Source organism: Desulfosudis oleivorans Hxd3, from assembly GCF_000018405.1.
Lineage (GTDB): Bacteria > Desulfobacterota > Desulfobacteria > Desulfobacterales > Desulfosudaceae > Desulfosudis > Desulfosudis oleivorans.
Window position 1 is genome coordinate 3,177,242 of sequence record NC_009943.1, and the last position, 16,901, is coordinate 3,194,142.

The 16,901-nt window shown below is 52.2% G+C and carries 21 protein-coding genes; 16 read left to right on the forward strand and 5 right to left on the reverse strand.

The annotated features are described in order from the left end of the window. Positions 1 to 35: 35 nt before the first annotated feature. Positions 36 to 1,016, reverse strand: a complete 981-nt coding sequence (gene wtpA / locus DOLE_RS13525; RefSeq protein ID WP_012176049.1) for a tungstate ABC transporter substrate-binding protein WtpA — start codon at positions 1,014 to 1,016, stop codon at positions 36 to 38. Between the two features lie 317 nt (positions 1,017 to 1,333). On the opposite strand from wtpA, the gene DOLE_RS13530 reads away from it, so the two are divergent. The 6 genes from DOLE_RS13530 to DOLE_RS13550 all read left to right on the forward strand — a co-directional run bounded on the left by DOLE_RS13530 (position 1,334) and on the right by DOLE_RS13550 (position 6,806). Continuing rightward, a complete protein-coding gene (locus tag DOLE_RS13530; protein ID WP_012176050.1) occupies positions 1,334 to 2,512 on the forward strand; it encodes a 4Fe-4S dicluster domain-containing protein in 1,179 nt (392 codons plus the stop codon). A 674-nt stretch (positions 2,513 to 3,186) separates the two neighbouring features. Beyond that, on the forward strand, positions 3,187 to 3,552 hold the full coding sequence (locus DOLE_RS13535; protein WP_012176051.1) for a helix-turn-helix domain-containing protein: 366 nt from the start codon (positions 3,187 to 3,189) through the stop codon (positions 3,550 to 3,552). 13 nt (positions 3,553 to 3,565) lie between these two features. Continuing rightward, the gene (locus DOLE_RS13540) at positions 3,566 to 4,846 is read left to right on the forward strand and encodes a type II toxin-antitoxin system HipA family toxin (RefSeq protein WP_269719167.1); all 1,281 of its coding nucleotides are present in this window, start codon (positions 3,566 to 3,568) and stop codon (positions 4,844 to 4,846) included. A gap of 203 nt (positions 4,847 to 5,049) precedes the next feature. Next, positions 5,050 to 6,066: an IS5 family transposase gene (locus DOLE_RS13545; RefSeq protein WP_012175873.1), complete on the forward strand. Its 1,017-nt coding sequence runs from the start codon at positions 5,050 to 5,052 to the stop codon at positions 6,064 to 6,066. A 247-nt stretch (positions 6,067 to 6,313) separates the two neighbouring features. Further along, a complete protein-coding gene (locus DOLE_RS18030) occupies positions 6,314 to 6,607 on the forward strand; it encodes a BrnT family toxin (protein WP_012176053.1) in 294 nt (97 codons plus the stop codon). Beyond that, positions 6,579 to 6,806 carry a hypothetical protein gene (locus DOLE_RS13550; protein WP_012176054.1) on the forward strand — a complete coding sequence of 76 codons (228 nt, stop codon included), beginning with the start codon at positions 6,579 to 6,581 and terminating at the stop codon, positions 6,804 to 6,806. Before DOLE_RS18030 ends, DOLE_RS13550 begins: the two co-directional genes overlap by 29 nt. Before the next feature lie 564 nt (positions 6,807 to 7,370). Here DOLE_RS13550 and DOLE_RS18265 read toward each other — a convergent pair. The 4 genes from DOLE_RS18265 to DOLE_RS13570 all read right to left on the reverse strand — a co-directional run bounded on the left by DOLE_RS18265 (position 7,371) and on the right by DOLE_RS13570 (position 9,914). Beyond that, a complete protein-coding gene (locus DOLE_RS18265) occupies positions 7,371 to 7,820 on the reverse strand; it encodes a hypothetical protein (protein WP_153304437.1) in 450 nt (149 codons plus the stop codon). Between the two features lie 507 nt (positions 7,821 to 8,327). After that, positions 8,328 to 8,846, reverse strand: coding sequence for a hypothetical protein (locus DOLE_RS13560; protein ID WP_041280582.1), 519 nt, complete (start codon positions 8,844 to 8,846; stop codon positions 8,328 to 8,330). 154 nt (positions 8,847 to 9,000) lie between these two features. After that, on the reverse strand, positions 9,001 to 9,405 hold the full coding sequence (locus tag DOLE_RS13565; protein WP_012176056.1) for an Hsp20/alpha crystallin family protein: 405 nt from the start codon (positions 9,403 to 9,405) through the stop codon (positions 9,001 to 9,003). A gap of 53 nt (positions 9,406 to 9,458) precedes the next feature. Beyond that, complete coding sequence (locus tag DOLE_RS13570) at positions 9,459 to 9,914, reverse strand: Hsp20/alpha crystallin family protein (protein WP_012176057.1); 456 nt, start codon at positions 9,912 to 9,914, stop codon at positions 9,459 to 9,461. Between the two features lie 422 nt (positions 9,915 to 10,336). Between DOLE_RS13570 and DOLE_RS13575 the strand changes: the two genes are divergently transcribed. The 10 genes from DOLE_RS13575 to rd all read left to right on the forward strand — a co-directional run bounded on the left by DOLE_RS13575 (position 10,337) and on the right by rd (position 16,804). Then, the gene (locus DOLE_RS13575; RefSeq protein WP_012176058.1) at positions 10,337 to 10,516 is read left to right on the forward strand and encodes a rubredoxin; all 180 of its coding nucleotides are present in this window, start codon (positions 10,337 to 10,339) and stop codon (positions 10,514 to 10,516) included. A 24-nt stretch (positions 10,517 to 10,540) separates the two neighbouring features. Next, the gene (gene trxA, locus DOLE_RS13580; protein ID WP_012176059.1) at positions 10,541 to 10,993 is read left to right on the forward strand and encodes a thioredoxin; all 453 of its coding nucleotides are present in this window, start codon (positions 10,541 to 10,543) and stop codon (positions 10,991 to 10,993) included. Between the two features lie 344 nt (positions 10,994 to 11,337). Continuing rightward, on the forward strand, positions 11,338 to 11,547 hold the full coding sequence (locus DOLE_RS13585; RefSeq protein WP_012176060.1) for a hypothetical protein: 210 nt from the start codon (positions 11,338 to 11,340) through the stop codon (positions 11,545 to 11,547). A gap of 102 nt (positions 11,548 to 11,649) precedes the next feature. After that, positions 11,650 to 12,225 (forward strand): rubrerythrin, encoded by a 576-nt coding sequence (gene rbr, locus DOLE_RS13590; RefSeq protein ID WP_012176061.1) that lies wholly within the window; start codon positions 11,650 to 11,652, stop codon positions 12,223 to 12,225. Positions 12,226 to 12,306: 81 nt separating this feature from the next. Then, on the forward strand, positions 12,307 to 12,741 hold the full coding sequence (locus DOLE_RS13595) for a flavodoxin domain-containing protein (protein WP_012176062.1): 435 nt from the start codon (positions 12,307 to 12,309) through the stop codon (positions 12,739 to 12,741). Positions 12,742 to 12,839: 98 nt separating this feature from the next. Continuing rightward, positions 12,840 to 14,150 (forward strand): cytochrome ubiquinol oxidase subunit I, encoded by a 1,311-nt coding sequence (locus DOLE_RS13600; RefSeq protein ID WP_012176063.1) that lies wholly within the window; start codon positions 12,840 to 12,842, stop codon positions 14,148 to 14,150. Between the two features lie 11 nt (positions 14,151 to 14,161). After that, entirely contained in the window at positions 14,162 to 15,175 is a 1,014-nt protein-coding gene (cydB, locus tag DOLE_RS13605; RefSeq protein ID WP_012176064.1) for a cytochrome d ubiquinol oxidase subunit II, read from the forward strand. Between the two features lie 327 nt (positions 15,176 to 15,502). Further along, positions 15,503 to 15,844 (forward strand): cytochrome c3 family protein, encoded by a 342-nt coding sequence (locus DOLE_RS13610; protein ID WP_012176065.1) that lies wholly within the window; start codon positions 15,503 to 15,505, stop codon positions 15,842 to 15,844. A gap of 38 nt (positions 15,845 to 15,882) precedes the next feature. Beyond that, positions 15,883 to 16,557, forward strand: a complete 675-nt coding sequence (locus tag DOLE_RS13615; RefSeq protein ID WP_012176066.1) for a nitrite/sulfite reductase domain-containing protein — start codon at positions 15,883 to 15,885, stop codon at positions 16,555 to 16,557. Between the two features lie 85 nt (positions 16,558 to 16,642). Next, a complete protein-coding gene (gene rd / locus DOLE_RS13620; RefSeq protein ID WP_012176067.1) occupies positions 16,643 to 16,804 on the forward strand; it encodes a rubredoxin in 162 nt (53 codons plus the stop codon). Positions 16,805 to 16,901 lie beyond the last annotated feature (97 nt).

The following is a 16,901-nucleotide window of genomic DNA, read 5'->3' on the forward strand; positions in this document are numbered from 1 at the left end:
GCACGCTTCCGGGTCGGCCTTTTTCCGCGAATGTGCTAATTTTTGACCTCCACCCGGTGCTTCAGGCCCTTGGGAATCTTCTCATACATCTCCTGAGTGGGAACCCGGCAGGGAATAAAGGGCGGCTGCCCCATATCGGCCAGCACCTTCAACCCGCCCTGGGGGTCCAGCATGTAATCCAGGAACGCCAGGGCCGCCTCCGGGTTGGGCCCATCCTTGATCATGGTGATGCCGTAAGTGCAGGACTGGCAGGTCTGGGTCATGAAGGTGCCGGGCTTGTCGCCGGTTACCTGGACCTGGGCGCGTTTGTAAAAGTCATCATACTTATAATTGCCGAGATTGATATGGTCGTCCAGTTTGACATATTTAAGTTCGTGCTGCACCGCCACGGACAGGTACTCCCAGGCGTAATCCATGTTCCCGGTTTTCAGCAGGGCCACCAGTTCCACCGACTTGGGACGCACATTGGCCTGGGGCCGGTTGGCGATCAACTTATCGTACAGGCCCGGCTGGTTGTAAAAAATTTCGGCCAGCTGCAGCACCATCAGGCTGCGATAGCCACAGGGGTCCAGGTTGGGATCGGAATGTCCCCACACCACCTCTTTTCGGGCCAGGATCTCGTACCAGTTGTCCGCGCTGATCTCACCGGCAAACTTGCTTTTGTCGGTATAACAAAGCACCAGCTGATTGGTTGCAAACCGCACATTCCAGTCCGCGTGATCCGGCACCAGCACCTTGTCGATCACGACAAAATCGGCGGATGCCATGATATCGGCCGGCTTGCCCACTTCGGAAATCATTCGGGCCATCTTGGTGCTGCCGCCCCCTTCCCTGAGGATATTCACCTTGGGATATTGCTGGACAAAGCCCTTGCCGATCTCCTCCAGCGGCACACTGAGGCTGCCGGCATGAAAAACAATCAAATCGCCGGAGGGCTCGGCAACTGCCCACTGAGAAAAAGCCACACAAACCAGAACGACCATTGCCAATTTTTTAATAAATCCGATAGCACCCACATTCTTCTCCTTTCGTCTGAAAATGCGTTTCCTGCATGTTGATAATATATTTATGAAAGTATTTTTTTACTATAAATTGTTTGTTTATGTCAATATTTAGAAAAATTATAATTATTAATCCAAAAAATTACTTAAAATTACCTTTAATGCCATTATTCACTGTTGCAGTCCGAACCGATTTAAAAGTGTGACATCCTGCTGTTGTGCCTGTTGTGGCAAAGTTTCCATTTGACACTGTTTTACAAAAAGTGTATATTGCCGACAATCGACTTTATGGAATGCTTCCATTTCCGGTACACCATAACCCAGGGGGGCCGATGAAAAACACGCTCAACCAGTTGAAAACCAAACTTGTAGACCTGTATCAATGGGAAAAACCCTACCGTGCCCTGCGCAGGCACTTAAACACCATGCCCGTGGGATTTCCCGCCACTTTTTCCGGAGTGGAGCGGCGCCTGCTCAAGGCCATGTTTACCATTGATGAGGCCAGGGTGGCCCTGCATATGGACTACCGGTTTGAATCAGCGGATATGATCTTTGAAAAGGTAAGGGACAACGATTTTTCAAAAGCGGACCTGGAAGCCCGGCTCTCTGCCATGGAGAAACGGGGCGCCATTTTTTCCATGGAAAAGGACGGGGTGATGCACTACGCCCTGGTGCCTTTTGTCATCGGCATGTACGAGATGCAGGTGGCCCATATGACGCCCGGCTTCTACCTGGATACCCGGGAGTATATGACCAAAGCCTACGGTATCGAATACCTGACCACGGCCGTGCCCCAGATGCGGGTGATTCCCGTGGCAAAAAGCGTGACCCCGGAGCACAACATCGCCACCTATGATGAGATCCGCGCCATCATCGAAACCACCGACAGACAGATCGGCGTGGCTGAATGCATCTGCCGCAAGGCAAAGGACCTGCTGGCAGAGCCCTGCAAAAGGACCGACCGCCGGGAGGTGTGCCTGGGACTTCGGGATTTTCATGACATGTATGCCCGCCACGGCTGGGGCCGGACCATCACCAAGGAGGAGGCCCTTGCCATTTTAGACCAGTCTGAAAAAGACGGCCTGGTGCTGCAGCCCTCTAACGAACAGGAGCCCCAGTTTGTCTGCGCCTGCTGCGGGTGCTGCTGCGGGGTCCTGGAGATGATGCGGATCATGTCCCGGCCCGCCGATTTTGCGGCCAGCAATTTTTACGCGGCACTGGACAACGATGCTTGCAACGGCTGCGGCGTGTGCGTCCGCCGGTGCCAGATGGGGGCCATTGAGGTAAAAGAGAAAAAAGCGCATCTGGATGTGGGCAAGTGCATCGGCTGCGGACTGTGCGTGACCACCTGCAAGACCGGCGCCATCCGGCTGGAGAAAAAAAGCTTTCAAACCGTGCCGCCGAAAACCACCGAGGACCTGATGGAGGCCATCATGGCCGGGAAAAAGGGGACGGCGGGCAGGCTGCTGGCCGCCGCCAAAGGGGCCATGGGCATAAAAAAGGCGCGTTAACCCGGATAGTCCATGAAATATCCGTGTTAATGGAGCATGCCCCGGCGACCGGACTGAAAATAAAAAAGGGGACGGTGCAAACCGTCCCCTTTTTGCGTGGTGCCGCACAGGTGAAACATGGGCCACATGCTGCCGGGGCCATCCCCGAAAGCGCCCCTTCCCTCATTGCGAGGAGCGAAGCGACGAAGCAATCTTTACCATTAAACATCGATCTTTCTTAAAGCATTTATCCACGTACTTTTCTTTAAAAGAAAAGTACCAAAAGAATCGCCCCGTGCAGCTTGGCCACGCCGCAGGCGTGGCTTTCCTCGCTCTAATAATTTTTCGGCGCGGGCAGGAACTCATCCCGCTTCGCGGGATTCAAACAGCCTGCCCGCTTTTCCCGAAAAATCATTCTCGCTTCGGCTGCGCTGCAATGGGGCATAAAACACCTGCCTGCCCATCTTTACAGCATAGGCACCTCTCCGTCATTCCATGAAATACAATCCATATTACCGGCAAAATATTGCTGCTTATAACAGCAAAAGTCGATAAAAGGCGATATTTTGCCGTTAATATTGATTTGCCATTGATTTTTATTTTTATCGGCAATATAATGCCTATAAATATTAAAAAATATATTTAATCAGCAATATAGTGCCTTTAAAATATATCGAATTAAAGGAGACGCTGCAATGTCCTATAATATCGATTTTTCATTGGCGAATAGCCGTCAGATTGGAACTGCGCTTGGCGGGCGCATGGAGCAGATCAGGCTCTCGCGAAACCTGACACAGTCGCAACTCGCTCAGGATGCCGGCATATCCGTAAGAACGTTACGTAACCTTGAAAAAGGCGAAGGCGTTTCTTTGGACACGTTCATTCGCGTCCTGATCGCATTGGGCATCCAGCACAGCCTCGAAGTCCTTCTGCCTGATCCGTCTGTCAGGCCGGTTGAGCGGATCGGCCTGGGCAAAGAACGCCGGCGCGCACGCCCGGTCCGGAAAGAAGAAAAAACAGCGCAATGGTCATGGGGAGACGGAGGAACCAACGATGATTAGCGATGCGCGGGTCATGCTCTGGGGATCAGATATTGGCGCCGTGACCTGGCTGGAAGACCGGGAAATCGGTGTATTTCAATTTGAGCCCGGTTTCCTGGAAAGTGGCATTCAATTATCACCGTTGATGATGCCCCTTCGCGCTGCCCCGTATGAATTTCCGGCACTGGCCAGGCATACATTTAAAGGGCTCCCCGGATTGCTGGCGGATTCTCTGCCCGATAAATTCGGAAATGCGATCATTGATGCATGGCTCGCTGAAACGGGCAGGAATGTGATGGATTTCCATGCCGTAGATCGCCTGTGTTACATCGGCAGGCGCGGTATGGGGGCGCTGGAATTTGAGCCGGCAATTCATGAACTGTCAACAGAACAGCAAAATCTCGAAGTGGACAAGCTGGTAGCACTGGTGAACAAGGTGCTGGATGAACGTGCTGCAATGGGGGGCGCATTTACGGGTGAGGATGACCGAAAAGTCATCGAAGACATTCTTCGCGTCGGGACCTCGGCAGGCGGCGCCCGGGCAAAAGCAATCCTGGCCTGGAATCCGCGGACCAATGAATTTTGCTCCGGCCAGGTCGATGTCGAAAAAGGCTTCGAGTACTGGCTGATGAAATTTGACGGCATCGCCAACAATCGCGACAACGAACTCGCCGACCCGCAAGGCTACGGCAGAATCGAATATGCCTATTATTTGATGGCTGTCGATTGCGGCATCGAAATGACTGACTGCAGGCTTCACCACGAAGGGGGCCGAAGCCACTTTATGACCAGGCGTTTCGACCGCACCGGAAAAGGCGGCAAAGTCCATATGCAGTCACTGGGGGCCATGGCCCACTACGACTATAAACAGCCGGCCCGATACGCATACGAGCAGGCCATTTACGTGATGAAACGGCTGAACCTTTCGCAAAAGGAACTCAATCAACAGGTGCTGCGGACGTTTTTTAATGTCATTGCCCGCAACCAGGATGATCATGTGAAAAACATCGCTTTTCTGATGGACCGGCAGGGCCGGTGGCGGCTTTCCCCGGCTTTTGATGTCTGCTATTCCTATAATCCGACCGGCGATTGGACAAACCGGCATCAGATGAGCGTCAACGGCAAGCGGGATAAATTTGTGCGGGACGATTTAATTGCCTTTGCCGGTGTTGCCGGCATCAAGAAGAAGAAGGCAAACGAGATGATTGACCATGTCCTGGACAGTGTCAGGAAATGGCCGGAGTTTGCGGAACAGGCGGAACTCAGCAAAGAGCGTATGGTAAAAATTAAAAACAGCCACAGGCTGACCTTATAGAAAGCGGCGGTGTTTGCCCGCTTTTCCCGAAAAATCATTCTCGCTCGGCTGCGCTGCAATGGGCACACGGACCACACACGTCATGATTTATAATTTATGGGTTTCTCTAAAAATTGATTATTTTATCATGGTTTCTAAAATCATCGTGTGTTATAAATATCCTCATCAAACTCAGTAAATACGGGCATTGAGGAGAAATGGCGATGATGCAGACCGGATTTTTTGACTGGCATGAGAGATTTGAGAAACTCGACAGAAACGGCGATCCACTGCTTAAATTGAATCAAGTGGTGGATTGGGAGATGTTCCGCCAGCCTCTGGAAAAAATTCGTCATAAAGAGCGAAAAAGCAATGCCGGCGCAAGGCCCTACGATGTAATACGGATGTTCAAGATTCTCATTATTCAGTCGTTGTACAATCTTTCCGATGACCGGATTGAGTTTCAGATTCTGGACCGGATATCGTTCATGCGCTTTCTGGGTTTGGGCCTTGGAGATCGGGTGCCGGACGCCAAGACCATTTGGTTGTTTCGGGAGCAGATTACCGAAGCTGGTTTGATCAAACCGTTGTTTGAGAAGTTTGACGTCTGTTTGCGGGAAAATGGTTTTCTGGCGCAAAAAGGGCAGATTATTGACGCCAGTATTGTAGCGGCCCCTCGTCAACGGAACAGCCGGGAAGAAAACGAGCGAATCAAACGGGGAGATATTCCCGAGGAATGGAAAGAGGCCAAGAGACGTCAGAAAGACACGGATGCCCGGTGGACAAAGAAGAACGGACAGAACTACTACGGATACAAAAACCATATAAGCGTGGACGTTAAGCACAAGCTGATTCGGGATTATGAGGTTACGGATGCGGCGGTTCATGACAGCCAGGTGTTTGACCAGATAATTGATGAGAGCAACAGCAGTCGTGATGTGTATGCGGACTCGGCATATCGTTCGGAGGAATCGGTGAAGCGCCTCAAGGAAGAGGGTTTTCGGGAGCATCTGCAGCGGAAGGGATGTCGACACCGAAAGCTGACGAAGCGGGAGCAACGGGGCAACCATACACGGGCAAAGACGAGATCGCGAGTCGAACATGTTTTTGGAGTGCAGGCGATGATGGCCGGAGAAATGATTCTCCGGACGATCGGAATTGTTCGAGCCAGGGCCAAAATCGGATTGAGGAATCTGGCGTACAACATAAACCGATACAGTATACTGGGGGCAACGGGGTAAGGTCTGTCCCAAGAGGGTGGACCCCGCCGACGGGGTGGAAAAAGTCGGTAAAATGGGATGTAAAATATGACTTTTATGCTTCATTACTTACCCGAAAGGTCCCAATCTGAAAATTTTTTACCGCCGCAAACGGCCTTTTTTAAAAAATGGATTTTTAGAGGTTCCCTTATGTTATGGATCGAAAAGACCATATAAATTACCATATTTTTATATTGACATTCTTTCTTTGCCGACCTAGTATAAAACAATGAAAAAACGATCTGATTTTGATTGGGACGTCAATAAAGACAAGCTAAATCAGGAAAAGCATGGCGTTTCTTTTGCCCTGGCACAACTTGCTTTTCTGGATCCTGACCGTGTTATACTCGAAGATCTTGAGCACGGTGTTGAAGAGAAACGCTATTACTGTCTTGGCAAGGTTTCTGGTGGAATAATGACCGTTCGATTTACATACAGAAAAAGCAAAATCAGAATTTTTGGCGCCGGATATTGGCGGAAAGGAAAAAAAATATATGAAAGAGAAAATCAAATACACGGATGAGCCCATGGGGAAGGTCAAGGTTATTCCCGATTTTCTCCCATCCCCTGAAGAACTGGCCCTGAAAGACGAAACCGTAAAAGTTACAATTGCGTTAAGCAAAACCAGTGTCGCTTTTTTTAAAAAAGAGGCCCAAAAGTATAACACGCAATATCAGAAAATGATTCGCAGGCTTTTGGATGAATATACAGCCCGCCAATAACGGGTAACACGGGCAACACGTTGCCCGTGCCCGAAGGGTAAGAGGTTATACTTTGAAGGGGGGATAAGTGCCTTTTCCTGTGCTACACACACTGGCAGGCAGGCTGCCAGTGTCACCCGCAGCAGTATGAATCTCCGCCAGGGAATGACGAAGCAGTCTTGCTCGCACCGTGCGTCATTGCGAGCGCAGCGAAGCAATCTTTACCATTACACATTGATCTTTCTTAAAGCATTTATCCGTGTACTTTTCTTTAGAAGAAAAGTACCAAAAGAATCGCCCCGTGCAGCTTGGCCACGCCCCGGCGTGGCTTCCCTCGCTCCAATAATTTTTCGGCGCGGGCAGGAACTCGCCCGCCTGCGGCGGTGCTCAAACAGCCTGCCCGCTTTTCCCGAAAAATCATTCTCGCTTCGGCTGCGCTGCAATGGGGCTAAAACATCTGCCTGCCCATCTTTACGGCAACGGGCAACACGTTGCCCGTGCCCGAAGGGTAAGAGGTTATACTTTGAAGGGAGGATAAGTGCCTTTTCCTGTGCTGCGCACCTGCGCTCCGTGTGCGTTGCATGGTTAAGTCGCAATAATTTTATGTATAATGTGACCTTCTGGTACATACGGCGACAATAATGATTTTAAGCTGATTGGTTCCTTCAGTAGCCAATTCCCAGGAAGTATACAAAAATGGTTCAGTGTTTTGCCTGACACAATAAAGAAAAGACCCATAGGGGATTTGCGAACAGATACGATATCTTCCCAGCGTAATCTGCCACAAGGAGTTGGCAGTAAGGTGGGCATAATCCCTTCAACTGAGATATCACATGTACAAGCCATCAATGATATAGCAGCAAAAAACGGGATGAGTAATACTCCGGATATAGTTAAGAAAGCCAAAATCATTGGGTCAGTAACTGGAATGCCCATTACTGCAACTGCTAAAACGAAGAGCAAGTAACTGGCCCCGTCTATTACGACCAGTCTTAAAAATCGTGGCTTGATTGTTTTTTTGCCTGATCCATTCATATCGACTTAAGGGGTAACATGGGCAACCCGTTGCCCGTGCCCGAAGGGCGAGAGGTTATAATTTAAAGGAGGAATAAGTGCCTCCTCCTGTGCTGAACAGACTGGCAGGCAGGCTGCCGGTGTCACCCACGAACCTGTTCAATAGATTTAATTGACCAAAGTTTGAATCTGAACAACATTAAAACAGCAGAAATTATAATACTGACTGCCAACCAAACAATCTCGTTTTCTGTTAAGAAAGATAACAAATAGGCATTAAGAAGAATTACAAAAACATACCCACCACCTTTTTTTATGTAGAAATGGGCAATTGGAAAAAACACAACGCTTAGAACCATACCTAACCAAAATCTATTCGGAGCAAACTTTCTGCATAGAAATATTATCAAAATCGGAACGAAAAGCAGGAACAAATTCAAAATTTGATAGATAGTATTTTGCATGTTAACCCTCTAACACTGGAGCTGAAACGTGCGCTGTTTCGGCGCGTCGTTTTCCAGCGATATGTTAGCGGTGTATTATCATTTTTTTGCCAATGGCAAAACGGCCATTAATAATCGCCTCTTTAATTGAAAAATATTCCTGCTCATACACCTTGCTAAAAGAGGTAAAAGAATCTTGAGCGATCACTCTCAAAAGTAAGGTTGATTCTTGTGTATTGCTCCATTCAACTTCCAAATTGGCATCTGTCGAAAATTCAAATGAACAATCCAGTGGATTATTTTTACAATAAGGTTTTAATATGCAACGATCATTCTTGAGTAGCTTTACATCGTATATTTTTCTTCCTTTTCCGCCTTCAACAACTCTATTCCCTATAATTTGCATTTCTGCTCTGATGTTTATGGCAGTGCGACAGCCGCAGTTGACGACTTTCACTGAATAGATATTTTTTCCATCATATTCGCCTTTCGAAATAGTCTTTGAAATAGATAGTTGGGGACGGAAAAATGAGGCGAAAATCAAAAAGACAATTGAGGCAACTAAACTACCTGCAACTCCTAAAAGAAATGGTTCAATTTCCATATGATTTTTTCTCCAGCTGACATAGATTATACGGCTGCTGTATTTCCCCCAGTCTTGGCCCATTATCAGGACCGGGGCTGCTGCTGTCAACAAAAAAGGGGACGGTGCAAACCGTCCCCTTTTTTGTTCTTTTTTCTGTCCGGTGCGGCCGGCATCAGGCGGAAATTTCGATTTTTCTGGGCTGGGCCTTTTCCGCCTTGGGCAGGCGCAGCCGAAGCACGCCGTCGTTGAGTTTGGCCTCGATCCGGCTCTGGTCGATGATATCGGACAGGGTGAACTGCCGGTAGTACTTGCCCACCTCGTATTCAATCAGAATGTCCTGCTCGTCGGCATTTTCAAAAGGCGCAATATCACCGGACAGGGTCAGCACATTGTCCCGAAGGTCGATGGTCAGATCCTTTGATGTCACACCGGGCATATCAGCCAGCAGGGTGATGTCGGCATCGGTTTCAAAAATATCCACCGCCGGGGTGAACACGGCGCCCGGCCGGGTCTGTTCGGGCGTGGCCGCTTCCATCTTCTCTTTTACCTGGATCTCTTTTTTCTCTTTGTCTGTCATTCCTATCCCCTCCTTTCACAGTCTGATGGATTGGATAAAATTGTTCAGGAGTTTCAGTTCACCGCGATCTGCCGGGGCTTGGCCGCTTCCGACTTGGGCACGGTGATGGTCAGAATGCCGTTGACCAGGGATGCCTTTATCTTGCCGGCGTCAATGTCGCCGGGCATCTTGACCATTCTGGAAAACCGGCCCGCGTCCCGCTCCCGGCGATGAAACTTGGCGCCCGTGTCCTCTTCAGGCAGCCTGCGCTCGCCGGAAATGGAAAGGCTGTTGCCCGTGGCCTGAATGTCCAGGTCGCCGGCCTTTACGCCCGGCAGCTCGGCCCGCAGGTAGAAGTTCTCCTTTCCCTCGGTAAGGTTGATCAGGGGGAACACCCCTGCCCCTGCCAGGCGCTGGCTGCCTTCGATGTTTTCCATGATCCTGCCCAGCTGCCGCCGGATCGGCTCCAGCTCGTTGAGATAATTTTGCAGGCCCCAGCCGGGAAAATCAAAAAGGCGTCTGGTGATCATAGCGTATCCTCCTTTCATTCCGGGTTCCGTAGCCGCCCACGCGACCCCGGAACCGTTTGGTATTTAACCCTCAATTTTAATGGTTCGTCCCTGGTGCTCCTTTGTTTTGGGCATGGTTACCTTCAATACGCCCCTGTTAAATGGACGGACACCTCCTGTCTTTTTAGCAACATATAGAGTGTTAAATCAAAAGGTTATATTTTTCAGAAAAATAATAATCACAAAGGCCGGGCTGTCAAGAAGGGATGAAAAAATTTTTTGCCGGCCCAAAGCAGCGCTTCCGGCAGGCAGGCAGACAGCCAGAAGATATGGTCTGAATATTGCAAAAGTTGATTTTGCCGCCGGCCTTATAATAAGATGATCGAACAAATAGTTTTCAACCGGTAAAGCCTCAGGCTTGAACTTTAAGAAAGGAATCTTCCATGGAAAACCAGCCGGACATGTACCGATGCCAGACCGTCAACTGCGGTTATATCTACAATTCGGACAGGGGCGACAGAAAGGGCAAGATCGAAAAGGGGACCCGGTTTGCCGACCTGCCGGATGACTGGAAGTGCCCGGTGTGCGGGGCCGGGAAGAAGATGTTTGCTCCCATGATCTGATGCTGACTTTCGAAGGAGAGGGTCATGACCGATCAGGCTGTAATTGTGCCGTGCAGCCGCTGCGGCGCGAAAAACCGGGTGAGAACGGACCCTGCGGGGAAAATGCCGGTGTGCGGGAAATGCAGGGCCCCGCTGGTTGCCGGCAAAGCCCTCTCTGTCCCGATTACCGTCTTTGACCGGACCTTTCAGGACGAGGTTCTGTCCAGCGCCGTACCGGTGCTGGTGGACTTCTGGGCCCCCTGGTGCGGGCCGTGCAAAATGGTCGGCCCCATGCTTGAGCGGCTGGCCGCAAAGTATGCCGGCCGTGTCAAGATCGCAAAGCTCAACGTGGATGAAAACCCGGCCACCGCCTCCCGTTACGCGGTGTCCAGCATTCCCACCCTGCTCTTTTTCAAACAGGGCCGGGTGGCCCAGACCCTTGTGGGGGCCGTGCCTGAAAGCCGGATCGAGGACCAGATCCGGGCACTGCTGGCATAACCCGGCATGTCGCCGGGGTAAAAACCCACCAGAAAAACCGTGTCACGATACAATGGTGTCTGAAAAGTACCGTGATACAGTAAAAAAAGTTTTTGTAATTTAAATCAGTATGTTATTTTTTATGCCCGGCCGGCTGAAACAGAATCTGGTCGTTGTTTCAGTGGGCAGGACCGGAGCACATACTGTTTCCTGATGTCATGCCCCGCCGGTTAGTTTTTTAATATGTTAATATAACAAGTAAAATTATTATTTTTCGTTTTTACTCCCGATTCTGGCACGCAAATTGATAAGTTATCTGGTTTAAATTACACGCCTGCGTGCGGGCCTATTATCGGGAGCACAACATGTTAAAACCTTGTGACACCAACATCAAAGAGCTGTTACGGCTGTCCGAAGAGATGATCTACCTGGCGGCCAAGGGTTACGAAGAACACGAAGACGACGGCTGCGCCATTCTTTACGGGGTGCTGCTGGACTCGGCCCACCAGATTCGAAAGCTGGCTGAAACCGAAATGTGGGCCCACATTCAGAAGGGGTGGTGGAAAGAGGCCTGACAACGGCTTTACCTTCATTTTTATCCACGAAGGCAGGCACGTTGTGAAACCATATCTTTTTTCATGACCAACAATATTAACCACTGACTGTAAGGAGGAATCATGTCACGTATCAAGGGAACACGAACCGAAAAAAACCTGCTCGCGTCTTTTGCCGGCGAATCCCAGGCCAGAAACCGCTACACCTATTTTGCCGGACAGGCCAGAAAAGACGGGTATGTCCAGATCGCTGATATTTTTGAAGAGACCGCGAACCAGGAAAAAGAGCATGCCAAACGGTTTTTCAAGTTTCTCGAAGGCGGTGAGCTGGAGATCACAGCCGCTTTTCCCGCCGGCGTAATCGGCACCACCCTGGAAAACCTTCAGGCCGCGGCCGAGGGCGAGCATTATGAGCAGGCCACCATGTATCCGGAATTTGCCAAAGTGGCCCGGGAAGAAGGGTTTGAGGATATCGCCATTGTATATGAAAAGATAGCCGTGGCGGAAAAACAGCATGAAAAACGGTACAGGGACCTGGCCGCCAACATCGAGGCCGGGCGGGTATTCAAGCGGGATGAATCGACCGTATGGCGGTGCCGCAACTGCGGTTATCTCCACGAAGCAGCGGCCGCGCCGGAAATGTGCCCGGCCTGCGCCCATCCCCAGGCCCATTTCGAGCTGCTGGGGGAAAACTGGTAGACCGGGCAGAGCTTCAATCCGCAGGGGCGCGGCCGGCCGCGCCCCTGCTTTAACCCGAAGTTTTCATGAAAGGACATGAACATGGCAAAGGCGCTGATCGTCTACTCCACCCGCACCGGGGAAACCCAGAAGATCGCCGAACTCATCGCCGAGGGACTCCGGTTTTCAGCGGTGGATGTAACCCTGATGGAAGTAAAGGACGTCAAAAAAGCGGCAGCCCTGGCCGGCTATGACGCTTATGTGTTCGGCGCTCCCACCTATCACGGGGAGATGACCGCCGGCATGAAGACATTCCTGTTTCTGGCGGAAAAGGCCGAACTGGCCGGGAAGGTGGGCGGGGCCTTTGGGGCCTTTGGCTGGAGCGGTGAGGCGCCGGAGCGTATTTTTGAAACCATGGCCCGCATCTTCAACATGAATATGACCGAGGGTCCCCTGATGCTCAAGTCGGCCAGCCTGGAGGGGGGGATGAAGATGGCCCAGAATTACGGGCGCCAGATCGGCCAGAAAATTACCTGACAACCTGCCGATGGGGAAAAGCGTTTGAATTGCGCGCGTAAAAACGGTAGGATAGGCGCACATCCAATCGTATCAACACCAGACCAAGGACGTGGCTCATGGACCCGTTAATGCTTTCCCGGCTTCAGTTTGCCGCAGCGACCCTGTTTCATTTCATCTTTGTTCCCCTCACCCTGGGCCTTGCCGTGCTCATCGCCTTCATGGAGACACGGTATGCATGGACCGGGGACAAGACCTATCTTAAAATGGTCAAATTCTGGGGCCGGCTGTTTCTGATCAATTTCGCCCTGGGCGTGGTGACCGGCATCACCCTGGAGTTCCAGTTCGGCACCAACTGGGCCCGGTACTCGGCCTATGTGGGTGACGTGTTCGGGTCCCTGCTGGCCATTGAAGCCACTGTGGCCTTTTTTCTGGAGTCGGTGCTGCTGGGCGTCTGGATCTTCGGCTGGAAAAAGCTCTCCGCCAAGGCCCATGGCATTGTAATGTGGCTGGTGGCCCTGGCCGGCACCTTTTCCGCCGTCTGGATTCTGATCGCCAACGCCTGGATGCAGCACCCGGTGGGCTACGTGATCCGCAACGGCCGGGCCGAGCTGGAAAACTTCTTTGCCGTGGTCACCCAGCCGTTTGCCGTTCTGATGATTCTTCACACCCTCAGCGCCGCCTACATTGTTGCCGCTTTTTTCGTGATGGGCATCAGCGCCTACCATCTTTTGAAAAAACAGCACGTGGAGGTCTTTACCCGTTCCTTTAAAATCGCCCTGGTGTTCGGCCTGGTTTTTTCCTTTTTTGAAGTGGCCGAAGGCCACCTGCACGGCGCCGACCTGGCCCACAGCCAGCCGGCCAAGCTGGCGGCCCTGGATGCCCACTGGGAAACATCCGAACGGGCGCCTTTGTATTTTTTCGCCATTCCCGATGAAAAAAACGAGAGAAACATTCTTGAAATCGGCAAGGTGCCGGGGGGCCTGAGCCTCATGGCCTTTCACGATTTCAACGCCGAAGTAAAGGGATTAAAGGACTTTCCAAAAGATGAGCGGCCACCGGTGCTGATCACCACGGTCTCCTTCAAGATCATGGTGGGCCTGGGGTCACTGTTCTGCCTGCTGACGGCAGTCGGCTTTTTCCTGCGCAACCGGCTGATGGAAACCCCGTGGTACCTGAAAATCATGGTGGCCGCCATTCCCCTGCCCTATATCGCTTCCGAACTGGGCTGGGTGGTGGCCGAGGTGGGCCGCCAGCCCTGGATCGTGTACGGGGTCATGAAAACCGCGGACGCGGTGTCGGCCAATATTTCCGCCGGCCAGGTGGCCGTCTCCCTGGCGGGATTTGTCCTGGTGTACGGCCTGCTGGGCGCTGTGGGTATCTACCTGATGGCGACCAGTGCCGTTAAAGGCCCTGTCGAACTCGAATAAGGAGAGAGGTGATGGAGCTTCAAGCCGTATGGTTTTTTCTCTGGGGCCTGCTGTGGGCCATCTTTTTCATGACCGACGGGTTTGACTTTGGCGTGGGCATTCTCTACCCGTTTTTTGGAAAGACCGAACAGGACCGGCGGGTGATGGTCAACGCCCTGGGACCCCTATGGGACGGCAACGAGGTGTGGCTCATCACCGCCGGCGGCGTCACCTTTGCCGCCTTTCCCGCGGTGTATGCCATGATGTTCTCCTCACTCTATACACCCCTGATGCTGATCCTGTTTGCCCTGATTTTCCGGGGCGTCTCCTTTGAGTTCCGGGGCAAAATCGATTCCCCGGCCTGGCGGCGGGTGTGGGATATCTGCATTTTTGCCGGCAGCCTGGTTCCGGCCCTGCTGTTCGGTGTGGCCTTTGCCAATATCTTTGCCGGCCTTCCCTTTGACGCCGCCGGCTATCACGGAAACCTTTTTTCGCTGCTCACCCCCTATGGCCTGATGGGCGGCGCTTTGTTTGTGCTGCTGTTTATCGTGCACGGGGCCCTGTGGCTCTGCATCAAAACAGAGGGGCCGCTCCAGGAACGGGCCGCGGGAACCGCGGCGGTTGCCTGGATCGTGCTGCTGTGCGTGGCGGCCCTGTTTCTGATCGCCTCGGCCTTTGCCACGCCCCTGTATGGCAACTACCTGTCCGCGCCCGCGCTTTTTCTGATCCCGGCGGCAGCAGTGGCGGCCCTGGTGGGGGTGCGGATCTTTATCGCCCGGCGCAACTGGTTTGCGGCCTGGGGCAGTTCGGCGGCCACGATCGTGATGTGCACCTTTTTCGGCATCGCCGGCCTTTATCCGAACCTGTTTCCATCAAAACTGGATCCGGCCGCCAGCCTGACGGCCTTTAATGCATCGTCCAGTCCACTGACCCTGAAAATCATGCTGGGCGTGGTGCTGGCGGTCATTCCCGTGGTGATCGCCTACCAGGTATGGGCCTACATGCTGTTCAAAGGCAAGGTGATTGTTGAGGAGATGGAGTATTGACAGAATATTTCATAAAATTTTTCGACAGGTATAAATTTTATATAAAATACAAACTGTTGAATTAAAAATCGAATAATTTTGAAGGATACAAACTGTCAGGGGCGACTTGAGGTATTTTATGCCAATTTTATGTCGAAAAATTTCACCCTTCGGGCGAGTCGCCTTGGCCGCATCTGCTGTGTTGCGGGACATTCGCGGTAGATTGACTACAGCTTCATGTCCCGCGCCTTGCATCTGCGACCAAATCAACTCGTGAAATATCCGGGTTAGCAGAAGGGTTCAAAGATTCAATTGGCGACCCTGGCCAAAAAAATTACGGAGGATTGAATGAAACAGCGCAAGTGGTTCTGGCCGGTACTGGCGGCCCTGGTTTTAACGGCCGTGGCGGCCCTGGCGGCGGAAATGAACATGGGGGCCCCGAACCTGGTGATTCCCGCCGGCAACAAAGGAGATGTCTCCTTTCCCCACGGCACCCACCAGACGGTGCTGGAAGACTGCAACACCTGCCACAGCCTCTTTCCCCAGGAGCCGGGCAGCATCGTCTCCCTGAAGGCGGCCGGCACCCTGCGCAAAATGCAGGTGATGAAGGTGTGCCAGGGGTGCCACAAAGAGATGACCCAGGCCGGCAAAAAGACCGGGCCGGTGAGCTGCAATGACTGCCATCAATAATAACGGAAACGGGAAAACACAAGGAGGCATCTGACACCATGGAGGAAAAGAGCAGGCTGAAGGATGGAGAAAAGGGAGTTGTGCTGCAGAGAGACAAAGAGACTTACGCTATTGCGCCCCATCTTGCCTGCGGCGTGGTGACGCCGGAGGTTCTGCGCAAACTGGCCGATGCGGCCGAAAAATACAATGCCGCGGCCGTCAAGGTGACCAGCGCGGCCCGCATCGCCCTGGTGGGGATCCGGCCTGAAGACATCGACAATATCTGGCGGGACCTGGGCATTGCGCCGGGCCATGCCGTTGGCATGTGCGTGCGCAGTGTCAAGGCATGCCCTGGCACGGCTTTCTGCCGCCTGGGCCAGCGGGACAGCCTGGGCATGGGCATGAAGCTGGACGAGATCTACCACGGCATGGACCTGCCCAGCAAAACCAAAATGGGGGTCAGCGGCTGCAAGAACCAGTGCGCGGAAAACTGCATCAAGGATGTGGGGCTCCATGGGACAAAAAACGGATGGGTGCTGACCGTGGGCGGCAAGGGAACCAGCAGGCCCCGGCTGGCCGATACCCTGGCCGAGGGAATCGAATCCGACGAGCAGGCCCTTGAACTGGTGGCAAAAGTAGTCGATTTTTACAAGACCAATGCCGAAAAACCCGAGCGCATCGGCGCCATGCTCGACCGGATCGGGCTGGATGCGATGAAAGCGGCGGTTTTATAAATTTGGGCGCAAACGGTTTCGATCCCGATACCGATACCGATAGCGATAGCGATTTTAATAAAAACCATATGGAAAGGAGAGCGTCATGGACAAGTATGTATGCGAAGTGTGTGGTTATGTGTATGACCCGGCCGAAGGCGATTCTGAAAACAATATCCCGCCGGGAACCGCGTTTGCGGATCTGCCTGCCGACTGGGAATGTCCGGTCTGCGGGGCCAGTAAGGATGATTTTGTAAAGCAGGAGTAACTCGCACACAGGCAGCTGAACGAGAGAAGGGATACGGCCTGCCGTGTCCCTTTGCTCATCTCTGCCGGCGCTGATTTTCAGATCTGAATTTCAGGAA

Excerpts from the sequence above, each read along its gene's own strand:
- DOLE_RS13530 (WP_012176050.1), top strand. The coding sequence starts at position 1,334 with ATGAAAAACACGCTCAACCAGTTGAAAACCAAACTTGTAGACCTGTAT.
- DOLE_RS13535 (WP_012176051.1), top strand. The coding sequence starts at position 3,187 with ATGTCCTATAATATCGATTTTTCATTGGCGAATAGCCGTCAGATTGGA.
- DOLE_RS13540 (WP_269719167.1), top strand. The coding sequence starts at position 3,566 with ATGCTCTGGGGATCAGATATTGGCGCCGTGACCTGGCTGGAAGACCGG.
- DOLE_RS13545 (WP_012175873.1), top strand. The coding sequence starts at position 5,050 with ATGATGCAGACCGGATTTTTTGACTGGCATGAGAGATTTGAGAAACTC.
- DOLE_RS18030 (WP_012176053.1), top strand. The coding sequence starts at position 6,314 with ATGAAAAAACGATCTGATTTTGATTGGGACGTCAATAAAGACAAGCTA.
- DOLE_RS13550 (WP_012176054.1), top strand. The coding sequence starts at position 6,579 with ATGAAAGAGAAAATCAAATACACGGATGAGCCCATGGGGAAGGTCAAG.
- DOLE_RS18265 (WP_153304437.1), bottom strand. The coding sequence starts at position 7,820 with ATGAATGGATCAGGCAAAAAAACAATCAAGCCACGATTTTTAAGACTG.
- DOLE_RS13560 (WP_041280582.1), bottom strand. The coding sequence starts at position 8,846 with ATGGAAATTGAACCATTTCTTTTAGGAGTTGCAGGTAGTTTAGTTGCC.
- DOLE_RS13565 (WP_012176056.1), bottom strand. The coding sequence starts at position 9,405 with ATGACAGACAAAGAGAAAAAAGAGATCCAGGTAAAAGAGAAGATGGAA.
- DOLE_RS13570 (WP_012176057.1), bottom strand. The coding sequence starts at position 9,914 with ATGATCACCAGACGCCTTTTTGATTTTCCCGGCTGGGGCCTGCAAAAT.
- DOLE_RS13575 (WP_012176058.1), top strand. The coding sequence starts at position 10,337 with ATGGAAAACCAGCCGGACATGTACCGATGCCAGACCGTCAACTGCGGT.
- trxA (WP_012176059.1), top strand. The coding sequence starts at position 10,541 with ATGACCGATCAGGCTGTAATTGTGCCGTGCAGCCGCTGCGGCGCGAAA.
- DOLE_RS13585 (WP_012176060.1), top strand. The coding sequence starts at position 11,338 with ATGTTAAAACCTTGTGACACCAACATCAAAGAGCTGTTACGGCTGTCC.
- rbr (WP_012176061.1), top strand. The coding sequence starts at position 11,650 with ATGTCACGTATCAAGGGAACACGAACCGAAAAAAACCTGCTCGCGTCT.
- DOLE_RS13595 (WP_012176062.1), top strand. The coding sequence starts at position 12,307 with ATGGCAAAGGCGCTGATCGTCTACTCCACCCGCACCGGGGAAACCCAG.
- DOLE_RS13600 (WP_012176063.1), top strand. The coding sequence starts at position 12,840 with ATGGACCCGTTAATGCTTTCCCGGCTTCAGTTTGCCGCAGCGACCCTG.
- cydB (WP_012176064.1), top strand. The coding sequence starts at position 14,162 with ATGGAGCTTCAAGCCGTATGGTTTTTTCTCTGGGGCCTGCTGTGGGCC.
- DOLE_RS13610 (WP_012176065.1), top strand. The coding sequence starts at position 15,503 with ATGAAACAGCGCAAGTGGTTCTGGCCGGTACTGGCGGCCCTGGTTTTA.
- DOLE_RS13615 (WP_012176066.1), top strand. The coding sequence starts at position 15,883 with ATGGAGGAAAAGAGCAGGCTGAAGGATGGAGAAAAGGGAGTTGTGCTG.
- rd (WP_012176067.1), top strand. The coding sequence starts at position 16,643 with ATGGACAAGTATGTATGCGAAGTGTGTGGTTATGTGTATGACCCGGCC.